Below are 14,664 nucleotides of genomic sequence, written 5' to 3'. Positions count from 1 at the left end.
ACGATGCATCGCCGATGGTAGTGTGGGGTTTCCCCATGTGAGAGTAGGTCATCGTCAAGATTAAATTCCAAAACCCCTGTTTGCTAACGCAAACAGGGGTTTTGTTTTGGGCGCTCGAAAAGCATTCCTCGCCGACAAATTTGCACAGTTATTTCTGAACCAGACCACTAGAATAGGTACCTAACCTTTTTTAGAGCCAGAGCCCTATTTATGCCCGATCCGGTTGATGCCCTCCAGGTGTCGGACTTACCGCTGGATGACTTGGTGGCATGCCATGAGTGCGACCTGCTGATGCGCAAGCCCGTGCTCGCCCTCGGTGAAAAAGCTCAATGCCCACGTTGTGGCTACGAGCTATACGCGCACCGTCACAATGTCGTTGAGCGAAGCCTTGCCTTGGTGCTGGCAGCATTATTGCTGTACATACCCGCGAACTTTTTACCCATCATGCAGCTCAATCTACTCGGGCAGTCCTCAGAGGACACCGTGTGGACCGGCGTGGTCGGCCTGTTCAACACCGGTATGCAAGGGGTTGCCATCGTGGTTTTCCTTTGCAGCATGGGTATTCCCCTGCTCAAATTGCTGTGCCAGTTGGCCGTGCTGCTCAGCATCCGCTGGAACATCGGTCGCAGTTACGGACTGTTGTTCTACCGCATCTACCACCATATGAAAGACTGGGGGATGCTGGAGGTCTACTTGATGGGCGTCCTGGTGGCGCTTGTGAAGCTTGCGGACATGGCCTCCATTACGCTCGGCCTGGGTCTGGCGTGCTTTGTCAGTCTTTTAATGGTCCAGGTCCTGCTCGAGGTGGTGATGTCACCTCATCAGATCTGGCAGGCGTTGTCGGGAGAGGATGACCATGCGGGCGATTGATGCAGGCATTCTGGTTTGTACGGAATGCCATGAGTTGAACAAGCAGGACGCGGACGCCGATGAGCAACTCTGCAGCCGTTGCGGTGCGCTGATCCACGCACGTCGCCCCAATAGCCTCATACGTACCTGGGCATTGCTGATCACGGCGGCGATCCTGTATATCCCCGCCAACCTGCTGCCCATCATGACCGTCAACTCCCTCGGCCAGGGCGATCCCAGCACCATCATGTCCGGCGTGATCCAGCTGGTACAGCACGGCATGTTCCCCATTGCCGCCGTGGTGTTCATCGCCAGTATCCTGGTGCCCACGTTCAAGCTGGTGGGCATCGGCCTGCTGCTGTTTTCGGTACAGCGCCGTCAGCCGCTGTCCGCGCAACAACGCATTATCATGTACCGCTTTATCGAATTCATCGGTCGCTGGTCCATGCTGGATATCTTCGTGATCGCCATCCTGGTGGCGGTCGTAAACTTTGGGCGACTTGCCAGTGTCGAGGCCAATCTCGGCGCTGCAGCGTTCGCCAGTGTGGTGATCTTGACGATGCTTGCCGCAGTAACCTTCGATCCCCGACTGATTTGGGATAACACGGAGTCGGATGACGACCATGAGTGATTTGCCTAAAGCTAAAACCCGCCCTGCATCCAATTGGTCGGCCATCTGGGTGCTGCCGCTGATTGCCCTGATCATTGGTGGCTGGCTGGGTTGGCGTGCCTACTCCCAGCAAGGTCTCGAGATCCAGGTCCGCTTTGAAAGCGGCGAGGGCATTCAAGTCAACAAGACCGAGGTGGTCTACAAAGGCATGACGGTGGGTAAGGTCAAAGCCTTGGCGCTGGATGACGAAGGCAACAATCGCGGGGTGATTGCCACCATCGAGATGAACAAGGATGTCGAGCAATACCTCAGGACCAATACTCGCTTCTGGCTGGTCAAGCCCAGCGTCAGCCTCGCCGGTATCACTGGTTTGGAAACCCTCGTGTCGGGTAACTACATCGCCGCAAGCCCGGGGGATGGTGAGCCGACCCGCAAGTTCAAGGCGCTCTCCGAGGAGCCGCCGTTATCCGATGCCAAGCCTGGTCTGCACCTGACGCTCAAGGCTGATCGCCTGGGTTCGCTGAACCGGGGCAGCCCGGTGTTCTACAAGCAGATCCAGGTGGGGCAGGTCAAAAGCTACTTGTTGTCCGAGGACCACAGTACCGTCGAGATCAAGGTCTATATCGAACCGACCTATGCCAACCTGGTGCGCAAACACACGCGTTTCTGGAACGCCAGCGGCATCAGCATCGACGCCAATCTGTCGGGTGTGAAGGTCCGCAGCGAATCGCTTTCCAGCATCGTTGCCGGCGGTATCGCCTTTGCCACGCCGGAAAATCGCAAGGACAGCCCGCCAACCGACCCGAGCCTGCCGTTCCGCTTGTACGAGGATTTCGACGCCGCCGCCGCGGGCATCAAGGTCAAGGTCAAGCTCACCGATTTCGAAGGCCTGCAGGCTGGACGTACGCCCGTGATGTACAAGGGTATCGAGGTCGGCAGCCTGAAAACCCTGAAGATCGACCCGGACCTGTCCAGTGCCAGCGCTGAATTGACCCTCGATCCCCTGGCCGAAGACTATCTGGTGCAGGACACGCAATTCTGGGTGGTCAAACCGTCCATCTCCCTGGCCGGCATCACCGGCCTGGAGGCCTTGGTCAAAGGCAACTACATCGCCATCCGCCCCGGTGACAAGGGCACCGCGCCACAACGTGAATACGTGGCTCGCGCCAAGGCGCCACCGTTGGACCTGCGCTCGCCGGGCCTGCACATGGTGCTGCTCACCGACAACCTGGGCTCGCTGGATGTCGGCAGCCCGATTCTGTACAAGCAGGTCAAGGTCGGTTCGGTACAGAGCTACCAGTTCTCACGCAAGAAAAAGCAATTGGTGATCGGTGTTCACATCGAGAAAGAGTATGAAAGCCTGGTCAACGGTTCGACCCGTTTCTGGAATGCCAGCGGTGTCACCCTCACCGGCGGGCTGACCAGCGGTATTCAGGTGAAAAGTGAATCCCTGGCCAGCCTGATGGCCGGTGGTATTGCTTTTGAAACGCCGGAACCGAATGTGCCGCTGAAAAGGCACATCCCGCGTTTCCGCCTGTTTGCCGATCGCGACGCTGCCAATCAGCACGGCACGCTGGTCACCATCAAGGTTGACCGCGCCGACGGCTTGAGCCCTGGCACGCCCGTACGCTTCAAAGGCCTGGACGTGGGCAAGATCGAAAGTGTGGACCTGAGTGCCGACATGCAATCGGTGCTGCTCAGCGCGCGTATCACTCAAGTGGCCGACCGTATTGCGCGGGCGGGCAGTCAGTTCTGGGTGGTCAAACCTGAATTGGGCCTGATGAAGACGGCGAACCTGCAGACCCTGGTCACCGGGCAGTACATCGAAGTGCAACCGGCGACGAAAAACGCCGGCCCGCAGAAGAGTTTTGTCGCCCTTGCGCAACCGCCTGAGGCCGCACATCAGGAGGCTGGCCTGAAACTGACGCTCAGCGCCGCGCGCCGTGGTTCGCTCAAGGAAGGCGTGCCCGTCACCTACCGTGAAGTCACCGTGGGCAAAGTCACCGGCTATGAGTTGGGGCAGACCGCCGACCGTGTCCTGGTGCATATCCTCATCGAGCCCAAGTACGCACCCTTGGTCCGCAGTGGCAGCCGCTTCTGGAACACCAGCGGCTTCGGGCTCGACTTCGGCTTGTTCAAGGGCGCGACGGTGCGTACCGAGTCCCTGGAGACGCTGGTTGCCGGCGGTATTGCCTTTGCCACGCCTGATGGCGAACGCATGGGCAACCCGGCGCGGCCGCAGCAGACCTTTGCGCTGTTCGACAAGTTCGAGGATGAGTGGCTGACCTGGGCGCCCAAGATTCCACTGGGTAAGTAGATCGAGGCGCGGCCATCGGGGGCAAGCCCCCTCCCACACTTTGAATGTATTCACACATCAGAATGTGGGAGGGGGCTTGCCCCCGATGAGGCCCTCAAATCCAACACAAAACCCCAGCCCAAAAAAAAGGCCGCGATCCAAAAGATCGCGGCCTTTTTGCCTTTCAACGCTACACGTCAGACTTCATCCAACTCCGGCTCATCGGCCTGCACGTTAATCGTCGCCTTCACCGCATCATGTCGACGAATATATTTCCAGTCCGCCTCATCAATGTAGATCCCGTTCGGCCCGCTGCCGCCTTCCAGGTCGATCGCCACCTGGGCGGACACCTGCGGCTTCACACTGGCCAGGATCGGCACGAAACCCAGCTGCAGGCTGGTTTCCAGCAGCGCGGCCTGGTTCTTCTCATCGATATCCGCTGCCTCATCGAGGTAGTACGGCAAGCGCACACGCCCGGCTTGTTCGCGGTCCATCAAGTGCAGCAACAAGTACATGTTGGTCAGTGCCTTGATGGTCATGGTGGTGCCGTTGGACGCGGCGCCATCGATATCGGTATGAATCACCGGCTGGCCGTTGACCTTGGTGATCTCGAACGCCAGTTCGAACAAATCCTTGAGGCCCAACTGGTTATGGTTGGCTGCGACGAGGCGGGCCAGGTATTCCTTGGCTTCTTCGTTCTTGTTGTCCTGCTCGGCACTCTGGCTGAGATCGAACACCGACAACGTCTCGCCTTCTTCATACTGACCGGCGCTGTGGATGATCTGGTCGATGTGCTTGAGAGCTTCCTTGTTCGGCGCCAGCACGATGCGAAAGCTCTGCAGGTTGGAGACCTGGCGCTTGTTGATCTCGCGGTTGAACAACGCCAGCTGGTGTTCCAGGCTGTCGTAGTCGCTGCGGATATTGCGCAAGGTCCGGGCGATATCCGTGACCGCTGCGCGGCGTGCCTTGCCCAGTGTCAAGGCCTCGTCGGTACGGTGCGCATAGGCGTTGATCAGCAGTTGCAGGCGACGCTCCATGTCATCCTCGCTGTCGAACTTGGCCACGCCCTTGAGGCGCACCTGCGCATACAGTGCTTCGATCTGGCCATCGGCGCGCAGCAGACCTTGCCAGCTGTCCTGATAGTCGTTGAGCAGCGGCAGCAAGTTGTCCATGGAGTCGTCGACCGGGTCCATGAACGGCGTGCCGAAGGGCAGGTCCGCCGGCAACAGCTGGCGCCGGCGCAAGGCGTCGTCCAGCGTGCGTTGCTTGGCTTCCATATCGCCGATCTGGCGACCGACCAGTTGCAGCTTGGCCGACAACTGCTGGACGCGTTCGGTGAACGCATCACTGGAGCGCTTCAGTTCGTCCTGGGCCGCTTCCATCTGCGCCAGGTGTTCCAGCTTCTCGCCTTCTTCCGCACTCAGGGTTTGCGCACGGCGGAAATCCTCCAGCGCCTTCTGCGCGTCGAGCACCTGCTGGTACAGCGCTTCGGTCTGGGTCTTGCTCGCGGCGCGATCGGAGGCTACGGCTTGCTGAGTCTTGAGTTGCTTGAGCTCTTTTTCCAGACGCTCTTTCTGATCGCGCAGTGCCGCGCGATCGGCCAGCGCCTGCAACGCCGGTGGTTCAATGTGCGAGATGTCGATGGACAGCCCCGGCACTTCGAAACGCTCGCCCTTGAAGCCATCGAGGATCTGCTCCAGGGATTTGACCCACTGGCCGTCCTCGTCCAGCGTGATGCCGTGCTCGCCCAGCGGCAGGCTGAACAAGGAGCTGTTGAACAGGCGCATCAGGCGCTCGACGTCCTGCTGCGAGAATTCTTCGCGCAGCTTGGCGTAGCTGTTGTTGTCCGCGTGGTCCAGCTGCTGCTTGACCGACTTCAAGCGTTTTTCCAGGTCGCGCAGGCGCTCGTCCAAGTCCTCGGCGCTGAATTGCCGGGACTGCGCCAGGGCGCCCGCCAACTCGTCGTGAGCATCCTTGGCCGCGAGCAACTGCTGCTCCAGCACCCTCACATCATCGACCAGCGCAAAGCGATGCTTGAGCACCGACAGCTCGCCCAACCAACGCTGGATGCCACTGATCTCACGCTCCAGGCGCATCAGCTCCTGGGTGCCGCCGCGCTGGTCGTGCTGCAGCGCATCCTGCTCGTTGCGATAGTGCTCGGCCTGGATCGTCAGCTCTTCCTTGCGCGCACTGGCGTAGTCCGACCAGGTGCCCAGCAGCGAATCCAGCAACGGCGACAGACGATGCAATTTGCCGCGCAAAATATCGCGCTGTTTCACGCCATTGGCGAGCGCTTCGACCAACGGCCCGGCGGCCACCAGCGAGTGGTAGTCCTGCTCCATGCGCCGCACATCGCGGAAGGCTTCTTCGCACGCGGCGATGTAATCGACGCTGCCGGAACGCAAGCTGTGTTCGAACGCATCGAGGAACAATTGCTTGAGCTTGGCCGCGGTGATTTCGCGCATGTGCAGCAGGTTGATAAACAGCGCGCGGAACGTTTTCAGGCTTTGTTCGCTGGTGGAACGCAGCGGAATCAGCGTCAGGTCCAGCGGAATCGACGTATGGCCGCCTACCAGCAAGCGACGCAGTTCATCGGGTTTGAGTTCATAGGCTTTCAGGCCTTCGCGCTCAAGGTTGGTGAACAGTTCTTTCTGGCGCAGGCAGGTGTCGTTTTTCTGATAGTGGGCCAGGTCCAGCTTGCCGGCGTAGGCGAAGAACTGGTGGCCGAAGCCACCGCCCGGACCGCGCCCGACCACGCCAATCACGTGCGGGCCGTGGGGCAGTGAGACTTCTACCAGGATGTAGCTGGTGTCGGTGGCAAAGTAGAAGCGCCGCGATTGCTCCAGGGTGTACTTGCCGAAGCTCATGTCCGACATGCGCGCCAGGATCGGGAACTGCAAGGCGTTGATCGACGCGGATTTACCCAGGTTGTTCGCGCCATACACCGACAGCGGCTCTTCCAGCGGGAACAAGCCCAGGCTGTAGCCGGCGGTGTTCAACAGGGCGAAGCGGCGTATGCCGTAGCGTTCCTTACTCATGCGTCGGTCTCCTGTTCTTCGGCAATGGCGCGGGCGAGGGCGTCTTCTTCGCTTTCCTCAGCGAAGTCGCTCAGGTCCAGCGGGTCGTCGGTCTCCAGCAGTTTTTCATCGCTGTCTGCGTCGATGATCACCGGCACTGGCAGCGGCAATACGCTGTGCACGCTGGCGGCGAGATCGCGGTCCTGCTGCACCGACAGGCACACATCGAGGAATCGATGCATCGGTGGCAGGAAGCGATAGATGCCATTGTCTTCGCCGGCAAAGCCCAGCTGAGTCATGCGCCGCATGATTTTTTCTTCCAGTTCTTCCTGGGTCTGCACTTCGGCCTGGATAAACAGGTCGCGGTACTTTTCCAGCAACGACGGCAGCTCGTCGCGGCCCAGGCTGCCGCCATCGAGCACGGCGACCGGGTCGCGGCCCTGGTCGGCCAGGTGCTCGACGAGGATGAAGGTGAACAGGGCCAGACGCTGCGCAGTCTTGTTCACCTGCGCGCTGGCGATGGCCGAATCCGGCACGAAATAATAGAAACCACGGGTATCGCAGACCAGCTCGAAACCCAGGGCCTTGAACAGCGTGCGGTACTGGTCCTGGAAGTTCGACAGCTGCGCGTACAGCTCCGGGTCGCGACGGCTGACGTGGTAACCCTTGAACAGCTCGCGAAAGATCGGTGCCAGCTGGGACAGTTCGGATAGATCAAGATGCATAAGGCGTGCTCGCAGAATTCTCGGTGGCGTCAACGCCGGCCGGGAGCAGGGCGAAGGAGCGCAGGCTGACCTGGTGCTCGTGTGTGTGATAGTCGCGGCGCTCCAGGCGTTCGCGCTTGAAGCGTTTTTCCCGCGAGAGCCGCGAGAACCAGTACAGCAACTCGTCGGTGGCACCGTCCGGTTCCTGCTCCAGCAGCCAGGTCATCAGGTCCGGCATCGGCAGGGCGTCTTCGCAGCGCTCGAGCATTTCCTTGACCGTTCGCGGCGCGCGCTGGGCTTCGCCCTTGTGGGTTTTGTGCGCCTTGGGGAAGCGCGCCGGTTTCGGCTCGAAATTGGCCAGGGCATACACATAGGCTTCCACCTGGCTCGCGCTACCCAGGAAGGTGCTTTGCGGGCGGGTGAACAGCGGCATGGCGGCCTGCGGCACCGCGTCCAGGCCTTTGCGGCGGATCGCCGACAGGGCCAGCGCCGCGCCGCGGGTCACAGCATTGTGTCGGCGGGCCTCTTCGCGTAGCGGCAACAGCAGCTCGCGCGCATGGCGCAAGGTCAACTGGGCGCTGGTCTGCATCTCGAGGATGCGAGCATGGGTGCGCAGCAGCATGTCGTCGTCCACCAACTGGCCCAGGCGCTGCTGCTCGGTGAGCATGCGCAGCAGCACATTCTCGACCTTGCGCACGCCTTGTTCGAACGCGCCGTCGGCGTTCACCAACTGGATCATCGGCTCGACGTATTCGTCCCAGGTGGCCAGCACCTCGGCGTAGCGCTGGCGCAACGGGATCTGGCGGTCGCTGGTCTTGGCGCGGTCGGCCACGGCCGCGAGGGCCTGTTCGTCGTTGGCGAGTTTTTTCAGCACATCGCGCACGCGCATATCCAGCAGGCGCAGTTGGCGGGCCAGGTCGTGGCCATCGCGGATGTCGAAGGCGTCCTGGATATAACCGGCCAGGCGCTCGAGGTGGCGCAGGTAGGCTTCGATTTCCAGGCACAGGCCAAGCCGGTGCTCCTTGCGCAGATAAGCCAGGAAGTCGTGGATCTGCGCATTGAGCTCGAAACGGTTCGGGCTCTTGGCGACAGGCACCAGGATATCCAGGCGAATCCACACGTCCAGCAGGCTGGTGATGTCCTGGGGCGTGCTGTCCAGTTGTTGGGCGGCCAGTTGCGCGCGCAGTTCGCTCAGGCTCAGGGTGCCTTGGTCGAAGTGTTCGCACAGTGGCTCAAGTAAGGCCCAGTGTTCGGCGAGGGCGCGCAGGACGCGCTTGGGTTCGATCATGGGAATGGCCGGCTGGTTGGCGATTAAAAGTCGCGATTGTACTGCATCGGGCGCGGGATTTATCCACAGCCGGTCAGTGTGCAGTGGGCGATTGTTGCCGAACAGCGGTAGAATCCCCGCTCTTTAGTTATCCACAAGTGGCCGAGCTGTGCTTATCGAGTCCCGACGTCGCGCTTACTTGAGCGCCATGCAGGTGGTCAACTGGCTGCCCCGCACCGAACTGCCGTTTGCCGCGCCCTCGCGGCCCGAGCTGTTGCAGGTGCCTGAGCCCTATGAGGCGTTCGAGCCTTCAGGCGAGGAAGCCGCCGCGCCGGTTGCGGTGGTCAAGCCTGTGCCCGACGTGCGGGCGACGGTGGAACGCACGAAAATCGAGGTGCCGCGCCCGTCACCTGTGGTCAAGGCGGTAGTTGCCGAGGAGGCGGCCCCGGTGGTCAAGGCCCCGGTGGTGCCGCCGCCACGCTTTGCCCTGCAACTGCTGCGCGCGGGCCGTTGCCTGCTGCTGGTGGAATTGCCCACCGGCGAACGTTTCCAGTCGCGCGACCCCGCTTACCTGCTGCTCAAGGATATGCTGCGCGCCGCCGGCCTGCCCGACAGCCCGCAAATCGTCGGCGACCCGGTGCGCTGGCCGCTGTTGGTGCGCGGCACCATGGACCAGGGCCCGGAAGCCGCGCGGGATTTTGTACAGAGTTTTGTCTCGGCACGCCTGGAAGACGAACCTTGCGTATGCCTGTGGCTGATCGGCCTGCCCGCCGTGCGCTTTGCCGGTCAAGCCAATGCCGAAGCCTGGTACCGCGAACTGCAGGTCGAGGGCCTGGGTTCGGTCTGGGCGCTGCCGGGCCTGGAATTATTAATGGAAGAGCCACAGCGTAAGGCTGATGTCTGGCAAGCCATGCGCCGGCTGATGGCGCGCTGGAAAACAACCGATGAGTGAGGCTTTATCCTTTCGCCCGATGACCGAGGCCGACCTCGACGCCGTGCTGAAGATCGAATACGCAGCGTTCAGCCACCCCTGGACCCGTGGCATCTTTCTCGACGGCCTGGGCAAATACCAGATCTGGCTGATGTTCGAAGGCGAGCAGCAAGTGGGGCATGGCGTGGTGCAAATCATCCTCGATGAGGCGCACCTGTTGAATATCACCGTCAAGCCGGAGAACCAGGGCCGAGGGTTGGGGTTGGCGCTGCTGGAACATCTGATGTCCCGCGCCTACGCGGCCAACGCGCGCGAATGCTTCCTGGAAGTGCGTGACAGCAATACCGGCGCGTTTCGCCTGTATGAGCGCTATGGCTTCAATGAAATCGGTCGTCGCCGGGATTACTACCCTGCCGTGGGCGGCCGCGAAGACGCGGTCGTCATGGCCTGTACGTTAGTCGACTGAACACCGAAATCCATGTGGGAGGGGGCTTGCCCCGATAACGGTGTATCAGTGACAGATAAGCGCCTGACACACCGCTATCGGGGGCAAGCCCCCTCCCACATTTGACGGCGTTTTGTCAGCGCTTGCCGGTGAGCGGGCCAGGTGGGGCGCCAGCGGGATTATTACCCGGCGGTGAATATGCGGTCGTCATGGTCTGTACGTTAGTCGACTGAACACCGAAATCCATGTGGGAGGGGGCTTGCCCCCGATGGCGGTGTATCAGTGACAAATAAGCGCCTGACACACCGCTATCGGGGGCAAGCCCCCTCCCACATGTTGAACTGCGTTGTGTCAGCGCTTGCCGTTGAGCGGGCCAGATGGGGCGTCGGCGGGATTATTACCCGGCTGTGAATATGCGGTCGTCATGGTCTGCACGTTAGTCGACTGAACACCGAAATCCATGTGGGAGGGCGCTTGCCCCCGATGGCGGTGTATCAGTGACAAATAAGCGCCTGACGCACCGCTATCGGGGGCAAGCCCCCTCCCACATGTTGAACTGCGCCGTGTCAGCGCTTGCCGTCGAGCGGGTCCAGGTTGGCCAATTCGGCCTCGTCCAGGCCATTTCCGCCGCCGATATCTTCTTCACCCACAACGCTCAGATCGTAGTCAGCCGCGCTGTCTTCACCGGCTTCCCGCGCATCCCGCGCGCCATCTTCATGGATCAGGGTTTCCGGGCTCATATCGTCATCGGTCGACTCATGATCATCCGTCGAAGCACCGGTCATGCCCGCTTCGCGCACCCGCTCGTCGGGCATCAGGTGCTCGCGCTCGTCACTGGGGATTTCATCGCCGATCTGGGCCGTCTGGTCTTCTTCATCAAAATCGAGCTCGCGCATCGAACCCATGCGGTCTTCGTTATCGTCAATCGGTTCGGGCTGCGCAGCGCCGTAGGGACGTCGTGATTCAGTCATGGCCAATCCTCATACTGTGGGGCTTATAGTGAGTGGACAGGCTGTGTGCCCCAAAGATTCAAGCTAATTTGCGCCACGCGTGACCCGGACGAGGGCTTGTCAGTCACAAAACTGCGCATCATTCCTGAGGCTTCCCTGATGAACGAACTACAAGACCTGCTAGATAACAACGAACGCTGGGCGGATGCGATCAAACAGGAAGATCCCGAATTCTTCGCCAAGCTCGCCCGCCAGCAAACCCCGGAATACCTGTGGATCGGTTGCTCCGATGCGCGTGTACCGGCCAATGAAATCGTCGGCATGTTGCCCGGTGACCTGTTCGTGCACCGCAACGTGGCCAACGTGGTGCTGCACACTGACCTCAACTGCCTGTCGGTGATCCAGTACGCCGTCGATGTGCTCAAGGTCAAACACATCCTCGTCACCGGCCACTATGGCTGTGGCGGCGTGCGTGCCTCGATGCAGGACCGCCAGTTCGGCCTGATCGACGGCTGGCTGCGCACCATTCGTGATCTCTACTACGAAAATCGCGACGTGCTGGCCCAGTTGCCCACCGAAGAAGAGCGCGTAGACCGCATGTGCGAGCTGAACGTGATTCAGCAGGTGGCGAACGTCGGCCATACCAGCATTGTGCAAAACGCCTGGCACCGCGGGCAGAGCCTGTCGATTCATGGCTGCATCTACGGCATCAAGGATGGCCGCTGGAAGAGCTTGAACACCACCATCAGTGGCTTCGAGCAGCTGCCGCCGCAGTACCGTCTGCGGCCGCTGGGCGAAGCCTAAGACCGTTGATGCTCGCGCCACCAGGCCATGTAGGCCTGGCCTTCGGCGTTCAACGGCTCCTTGCTGCCGGTGATCCAGCCCCGGCAGTTCGGCTCGCCGCAATGGCAGCCGAACTGCCGGAACAGCGCGTCTTCGGTTGCGGCGTAATCAACCGTCAACGCGGTACCGACGGGGACGGGCTGTGCAGTCCACAGTTCCAGGTAAGTGGTGTCCAGGAACACGTTTGGGCTGCACGAGTGCTGCAACAGGCCGCAGAACCAGGCGTCGTACAAGTGAATGCGTGGCGATAGCTGCAGCGTATGCCGGCGGCGCTCGCTGACGGCATACCCGCAAATCCTGGCGATGCGCACGCCTTTGCCGAAGGCGACGCGGGCCTTGATGACGGCGGGCGTCCCCTGAGTGCCTTGCACGAGCTGGAAGTGTTCGCTCGAGGGGTAACCCTCGTCGACACCCAGCGTCTTGAACGGGTAAAGGCTGTCATACACAGCCGCTTCAGCCTTATCCCTGGCGCGAGTTTTCATCTCTCTCCTCCTAGGGCTGCATGGAACTGCGGGCGTTAACTGACGGCCAATCTCTTGCAGTAAACGGGTGCCGCCCAAGACTCGCCCAAGTCGCCGCCGATTTCTACTGTCAAATATGACAGTAGAAATCGTTGCCACGGCTTACAGCGCGGGTGGCGCGAGAGAGGGGAGCGGCGCGGGACTGCGCAGCTGTTTCAACTGTTCCTTGAGGGGGGGCGTGGCGCATTTGGCGTTGGCCTGCTCCGCCGTCAGGTTGCGCACCGAGGTGTAGAACAACTCGCAGGTCTGCTCTTTACGCGTGACCTGCCAGGTATTCATGCATGCCTTGAGCAACACATTCGCGTCGCTGGCCGGTTTCTGGCCCATGCCGGCTTGCCAGCAGGCCGCGCTGAGGTCCTGGCCCATCACTTTCAGGCCGGCCTCATCGGCCTTTTGCTCATTGCCGTCATAGGTGTCCGGGCTGGCGGCGTACCAGATATAACTTGGGTGGTTGGCACCGAGCACCGAAACCGGCTTGCCCGGTTCCGGGCTGATCTGCGCCAGCCCCAGCACCGCCACGGTTTGCCCGTATTGTTGCTTGATCCAACTGCGTACCGGCGCGCCGAAGGCCACCATTGGCAACGCACCGTCCGGGCGCAGGCTCAACTCCTTGACCATGCGCGTCTGGTAGTCGGTGAAATAGCTGTAGACCGCTTCCAGGTCTTTACCGGCATTGGACGGGGCGGCGATGGGCGCGATATCGATAATGGTCTGATAGGCCGGGGTGTCGCCGGCAGCAATGCCGTTGCTGGTGAGCAAGGTTGCCCAGCGGTCGGTGGTGGCCGATTCCAGATAGTCCTGGGCCTGGGTCAGCGAGTAGTCCGGCGGGAAGTGCAGCAGCTCGATGCTTTTGCGGTTTTCCAAGGCCATGCCCAACGGCAGGAACAGGTACCAGTTGTAGGCCCACTTGCCGTCGCTGTTGAGCCGGCTGGCGCCGTGGTACGCCAGGTCAGCCGTATCGAGCAAGGTGATCAGGGGCTTGCCGTAGCCGTCCGGCACGCCGCTGAAGGTTGCTGCGACCTGGCCGTCATGGACCTTGACGCTGACCTTCGCCCGGCTGTAGCCGTCACGTTGCAGGCTCTGGTTCAAATAATGCTCGGCGGTCTGCTCCAGCGTCCAGGGCCGAAAGCAGATCACGTTGCAGTTATTGGGAAACGCAAATAATCGGGTGACACGTTGCGTGCTGCCCAACGGTACTTCGATGTCGGCCTGTACGACCGCACTGGCCAACAGTGCGGCCAGGGTCAAGGCCAGTCTGGTCGATTTGAACATGGTTGGTTCCTTGTCAGCGAAAGCCCGTCTGCGCGGGATGAAAGCCCACCTTCACACAGTAGCGGCTGACCAGGAAAACCGCGTGCTAAATCGCTGCGCGTGTCGCGATTGGATACGTGAACCTAAACGCTGAACTGCAGGGCGTTGCTCAAATCCCCCATGGGTTTCTGGCCGCGAGCGCGCATTGCGTCGTCCCTTTGCTTGAGGCCGTCCAGGGTTTCCAGTTCAAACACGCGGGTGATCAAGCGCAGGATCGAGGCGGTGTCGTACACCGTATGGTCAACCGTGCCTTTGCGCGCGAACGGCGACACCACCAGCGCCGGAACCCGCGTGCCCGGGCCCCAGCGGTCGCCCTTGGGCGGTGCCACGTGGTCCCACCAGCCGCCGTTTTCATCGACGGTCACCACCACCACCATGTTGTTCCACTGCGGGCTTTCCTGCAGCACCTTCAGGGCACGCACGATATGGCGGTCGCCCGAGGCCACATCGGCATAGCCGGCGTGCATGTTCAGGTTGCCCTGGGGCTTGTAGAACGTCACAGCGGGAAGTTTGCCCGCCTGGGCATCGGCAAAGAATCTGTTGGTGCTCGCTTCATCGCCCAGGCCGCCGTCGCGCAGGCGTTTGTCACGTTCCGCGCGGTGCTCGGGGCCCTGCTGCTTGAAGTAGTTGAACGGCTGATGGTGATACTGGAAGTTCGGGATTTTGGGAATACCGCCCGAGTCCTTGAATTGATCGAGGGTGGCTTGCCACGCGCCGGCGTACCAGGCCCAGTCGATATTCTTTTTCGAGAGCTTGTCGCCAATGTGTTCATGGGTTTGCGGCACCAGCACGTTGGGCAGGTCCGGTTTGGAGTAATCGGGGTTTTGCGGGTCGCGGATCCAGGTCGGCCAGTAGGGCGGCGCCAGTGTGTTGACCGCGTAACCGTCCGGGGTCAGGGCGCTGGGGCCGAACTGCGGCGG

The 14,664-nt window shown here is 61.2% G+C and carries 13 protein-coding genes; 6 read left to right on the top strand and 7 right to left on the bottom strand.

Translation table 11 applies throughout. The features are described from left to right. Positions 1-210 precede the first annotated feature (210 nt). The 3 genes from BFP90_RS01795 to BFP90_RS01785 are packed head-to-tail and all read left to right on the top strand — an operon-like array spanning position 211 to position 3,776. A complete protein-coding gene (locus BFP90_RS01795) occupies positions 211-870 on the top strand; it encodes a paraquat-inducible protein A (RefSeq protein WP_065888082.1) in 660 nt (219 codons plus the stop codon). Beyond that, positions 857-1,480 (top strand): paraquat-inducible protein A, encoded by a 624-nt coding sequence (locus BFP90_RS01790; protein WP_065888081.1) that lies wholly within the window; start codon positions 857-859, stop codon positions 1,478-1,480. Before BFP90_RS01795 ends, BFP90_RS01790 begins: the two co-directional genes overlap by 14 nt. Continuing rightward, positions 1,473-3,776 (top strand): PqiB family protein, encoded by a 2,304-nt coding sequence (locus tag BFP90_RS01785; RefSeq protein ID WP_065895812.1) that lies wholly within the window; start codon positions 1,473-1,475, stop codon positions 3,774-3,776. The genes BFP90_RS01790 and BFP90_RS01785 overlap by 8 nt, the downstream gene beginning before the upstream one ends. Before the next feature lie 176 nt (positions 3,777-3,952). Here the strand turns inward: BFP90_RS01785 and mksF are convergent, their stop codons facing one another. Genes mksF through mksB form a run of 3 tightly spaced genes read right to left on the bottom strand, consistent with a single transcriptional unit; the run spans position 3,953 to position 8,764 of the window. Then, complete coding sequence (mksF, locus tag BFP90_RS01780) at positions 3,953-6,793, bottom strand: Mks condensin complex protein MksF (protein ID WP_065895811.1); 2,841 nt, start codon at positions 6,791-6,793, stop codon at positions 3,953-3,955. Next, positions 6,790-7,497, bottom strand: a complete 708-nt coding sequence (mksE, locus tag BFP90_RS01775) for an Mks condensin complex protein MksE (RefSeq protein ID WP_065891759.1) — start codon at positions 7,495-7,497, stop codon at positions 6,790-6,792. Before mksE ends, mksF begins: the two co-directional genes overlap by 4 nt. Further along, positions 7,487-8,764 (bottom strand): Mks condensin complex protein MksB, encoded by a 1,278-nt coding sequence (gene mksB / locus BFP90_RS01770; RefSeq protein WP_057725923.1) that lies wholly within the window; start codon positions 8,762-8,764, stop codon positions 7,487-7,489. The genes mksE and mksB overlap by 11 nt, the downstream gene beginning before the upstream one ends. Before the next feature lie 187 nt (positions 8,765-8,951). Here mksB and BFP90_RS01765 point away from each other — a divergent pair, with 187 nt between their 5' ends. After that, on the top strand, positions 8,952-9,695 hold the full coding sequence (locus tag BFP90_RS01765; RefSeq protein WP_065895810.1) for an energy transducer TonB: 744 nt from the start codon (positions 8,952-8,954) through the stop codon (positions 9,693-9,695). Continuing rightward, the gene (gene rimI, locus BFP90_RS01760; protein ID WP_003188286.1) at positions 9,688-10,140 is read left to right on the top strand and encodes a ribosomal protein S18-alanine N-acetyltransferase; all 453 of its coding nucleotides are present in this window, start codon (positions 9,688-9,690) and stop codon (positions 10,138-10,140) included. Before BFP90_RS01765 ends, rimI begins: the two co-directional genes overlap by 8 nt. Before the next feature lie 545 nt (positions 10,141-10,685). Here the strand turns inward: rimI and BFP90_RS01755 are convergent. After that, positions 10,686-11,090: a serine kinase/phosphatase gene (locus BFP90_RS01755; protein WP_065895809.1), complete on the bottom strand. Its 405-nt coding sequence runs from the start codon at positions 11,088-11,090 to the stop codon at positions 10,686-10,688. 138 nt (positions 11,091-11,228) lie between these two features. Between BFP90_RS01755 and can the strand changes: the two genes are divergently transcribed. Beyond that, positions 11,229-11,873 (top strand): carbonate dehydratase, encoded by a 645-nt coding sequence (can, locus tag BFP90_RS01750; protein WP_003188288.1) that lies wholly within the window; start codon positions 11,229-11,231, stop codon positions 11,871-11,873. Here can and BFP90_RS01745 read toward each other — a convergent pair. The 3 genes from BFP90_RS01745 to acpA all read right to left on the bottom strand — a co-directional run. Then, positions 11,870-12,394, bottom strand: coding sequence for an SET domain-containing protein-lysine N-methyltransferase (locus BFP90_RS01745; RefSeq protein WP_065895808.1), 525 nt, complete (start codon positions 12,392-12,394; stop codon positions 11,870-11,872). The two genes, can and BFP90_RS01745, sit on opposite strands and share 4 nt — an antisense overlap. Positions 12,395-12,535: 141 nt before the next feature. Beyond that, on the bottom strand, positions 12,536-13,705 hold the full coding sequence (locus BFP90_RS01740; protein WP_065895807.1) for a hypothetical protein: 1,170 nt from the start codon (positions 13,703-13,705) through the stop codon (positions 12,536-12,538). Between the two features lie 122 nt (positions 13,706-13,827). Continuing rightward, the coding region (acpA, locus tag BFP90_RS01735; RefSeq protein ID WP_141688898.1) for an acid phosphatase at positions 13,828-14,664 on the bottom strand (837 nt) is incomplete at its 5' end.

This window comes from Pseudomonas sp. 24 E 13, from assembly GCF_900004715.1.
GTDB classification, from domain to species: Bacteria; Pseudomonadota; Gammaproteobacteria; order Pseudomonadales; family Pseudomonadaceae; genus Aquipseudomonas; species Aquipseudomonas orientalis_A.
Note: the sequence above shows the minus strand (reverse complement) of the source record. Positions and strands in the feature narration are given on the sequence as shown.

Bases quoted from the DNA above. Each gene is read 5' to 3' on its own strand.
- BFP90_RS01795 (WP_065888082.1), top strand. From the start codon at position 211: ATGCCCGATCCGGTTGATGCCCTCCAGGTGTCGGACTTACCGCTGGAT.
- can (WP_003188288.1), top strand. From the start codon at position 11,229: ATGAACGAACTACAAGACCTGCTAGATAACAACGAACGCTGGGCGGAT.
- BFP90_RS01740 (WP_065895807.1), bottom strand. From the start codon at position 13,705: ATGTTCAAATCGACCAGACTGGCCTTGACCCTGGCCGCACTGTTGGCC.
- BFP90_RS01790 (WP_065888081.1), top strand. From the start codon at position 857: ATGCGGGCGATTGATGCAGGCATTCTGGTTTGTACGGAATGCCATGAG.
- mksE (WP_065891759.1), bottom strand. From the start codon at position 7,497: ATGCATCTTGATCTATCCGAACTGTCCCAGCTGGCACCGATCTTTCGC.
- BFP90_RS01745 (WP_065895808.1), bottom strand. From the start codon at position 12,394: ATGAAAACTCGCGCCAGGGATAAGGCTGAAGCGGCTGTGTATGACAGC.
- BFP90_RS01765 (WP_065895810.1), top strand. From the start codon at position 8,952: ATGCAGGTGGTCAACTGGCTGCCCCGCACCGAACTGCCGTTTGCCGCG.
- BFP90_RS01785 (WP_065895812.1), top strand. From the start codon at position 1,473: ATGAGTGATTTGCCTAAAGCTAAAACCCGCCCTGCATCCAATTGGTCG.
- mksF (WP_065895811.1), bottom strand. From the start codon at position 6,793: ATGAGTAAGGAACGCTACGGCATACGCCGCTTCGCCCTGTTGAACACC.
- rimI (WP_003188286.1), top strand. From the start codon at position 9,688: ATGAGTGAGGCTTTATCCTTTCGCCCGATGACCGAGGCCGACCTCGAC.
- BFP90_RS01755 (WP_065895809.1), bottom strand. From the start codon at position 11,090: ATGACTGAATCACGACGTCCCTACGGCGCTGCGCAGCCCGAACCGATT.
- mksB (WP_057725923.1), bottom strand. From the start codon at position 8,764: ATGATCGAACCCAAGCGCGTCCTGCGCGCCCTCGCCGAACACTGGGCC.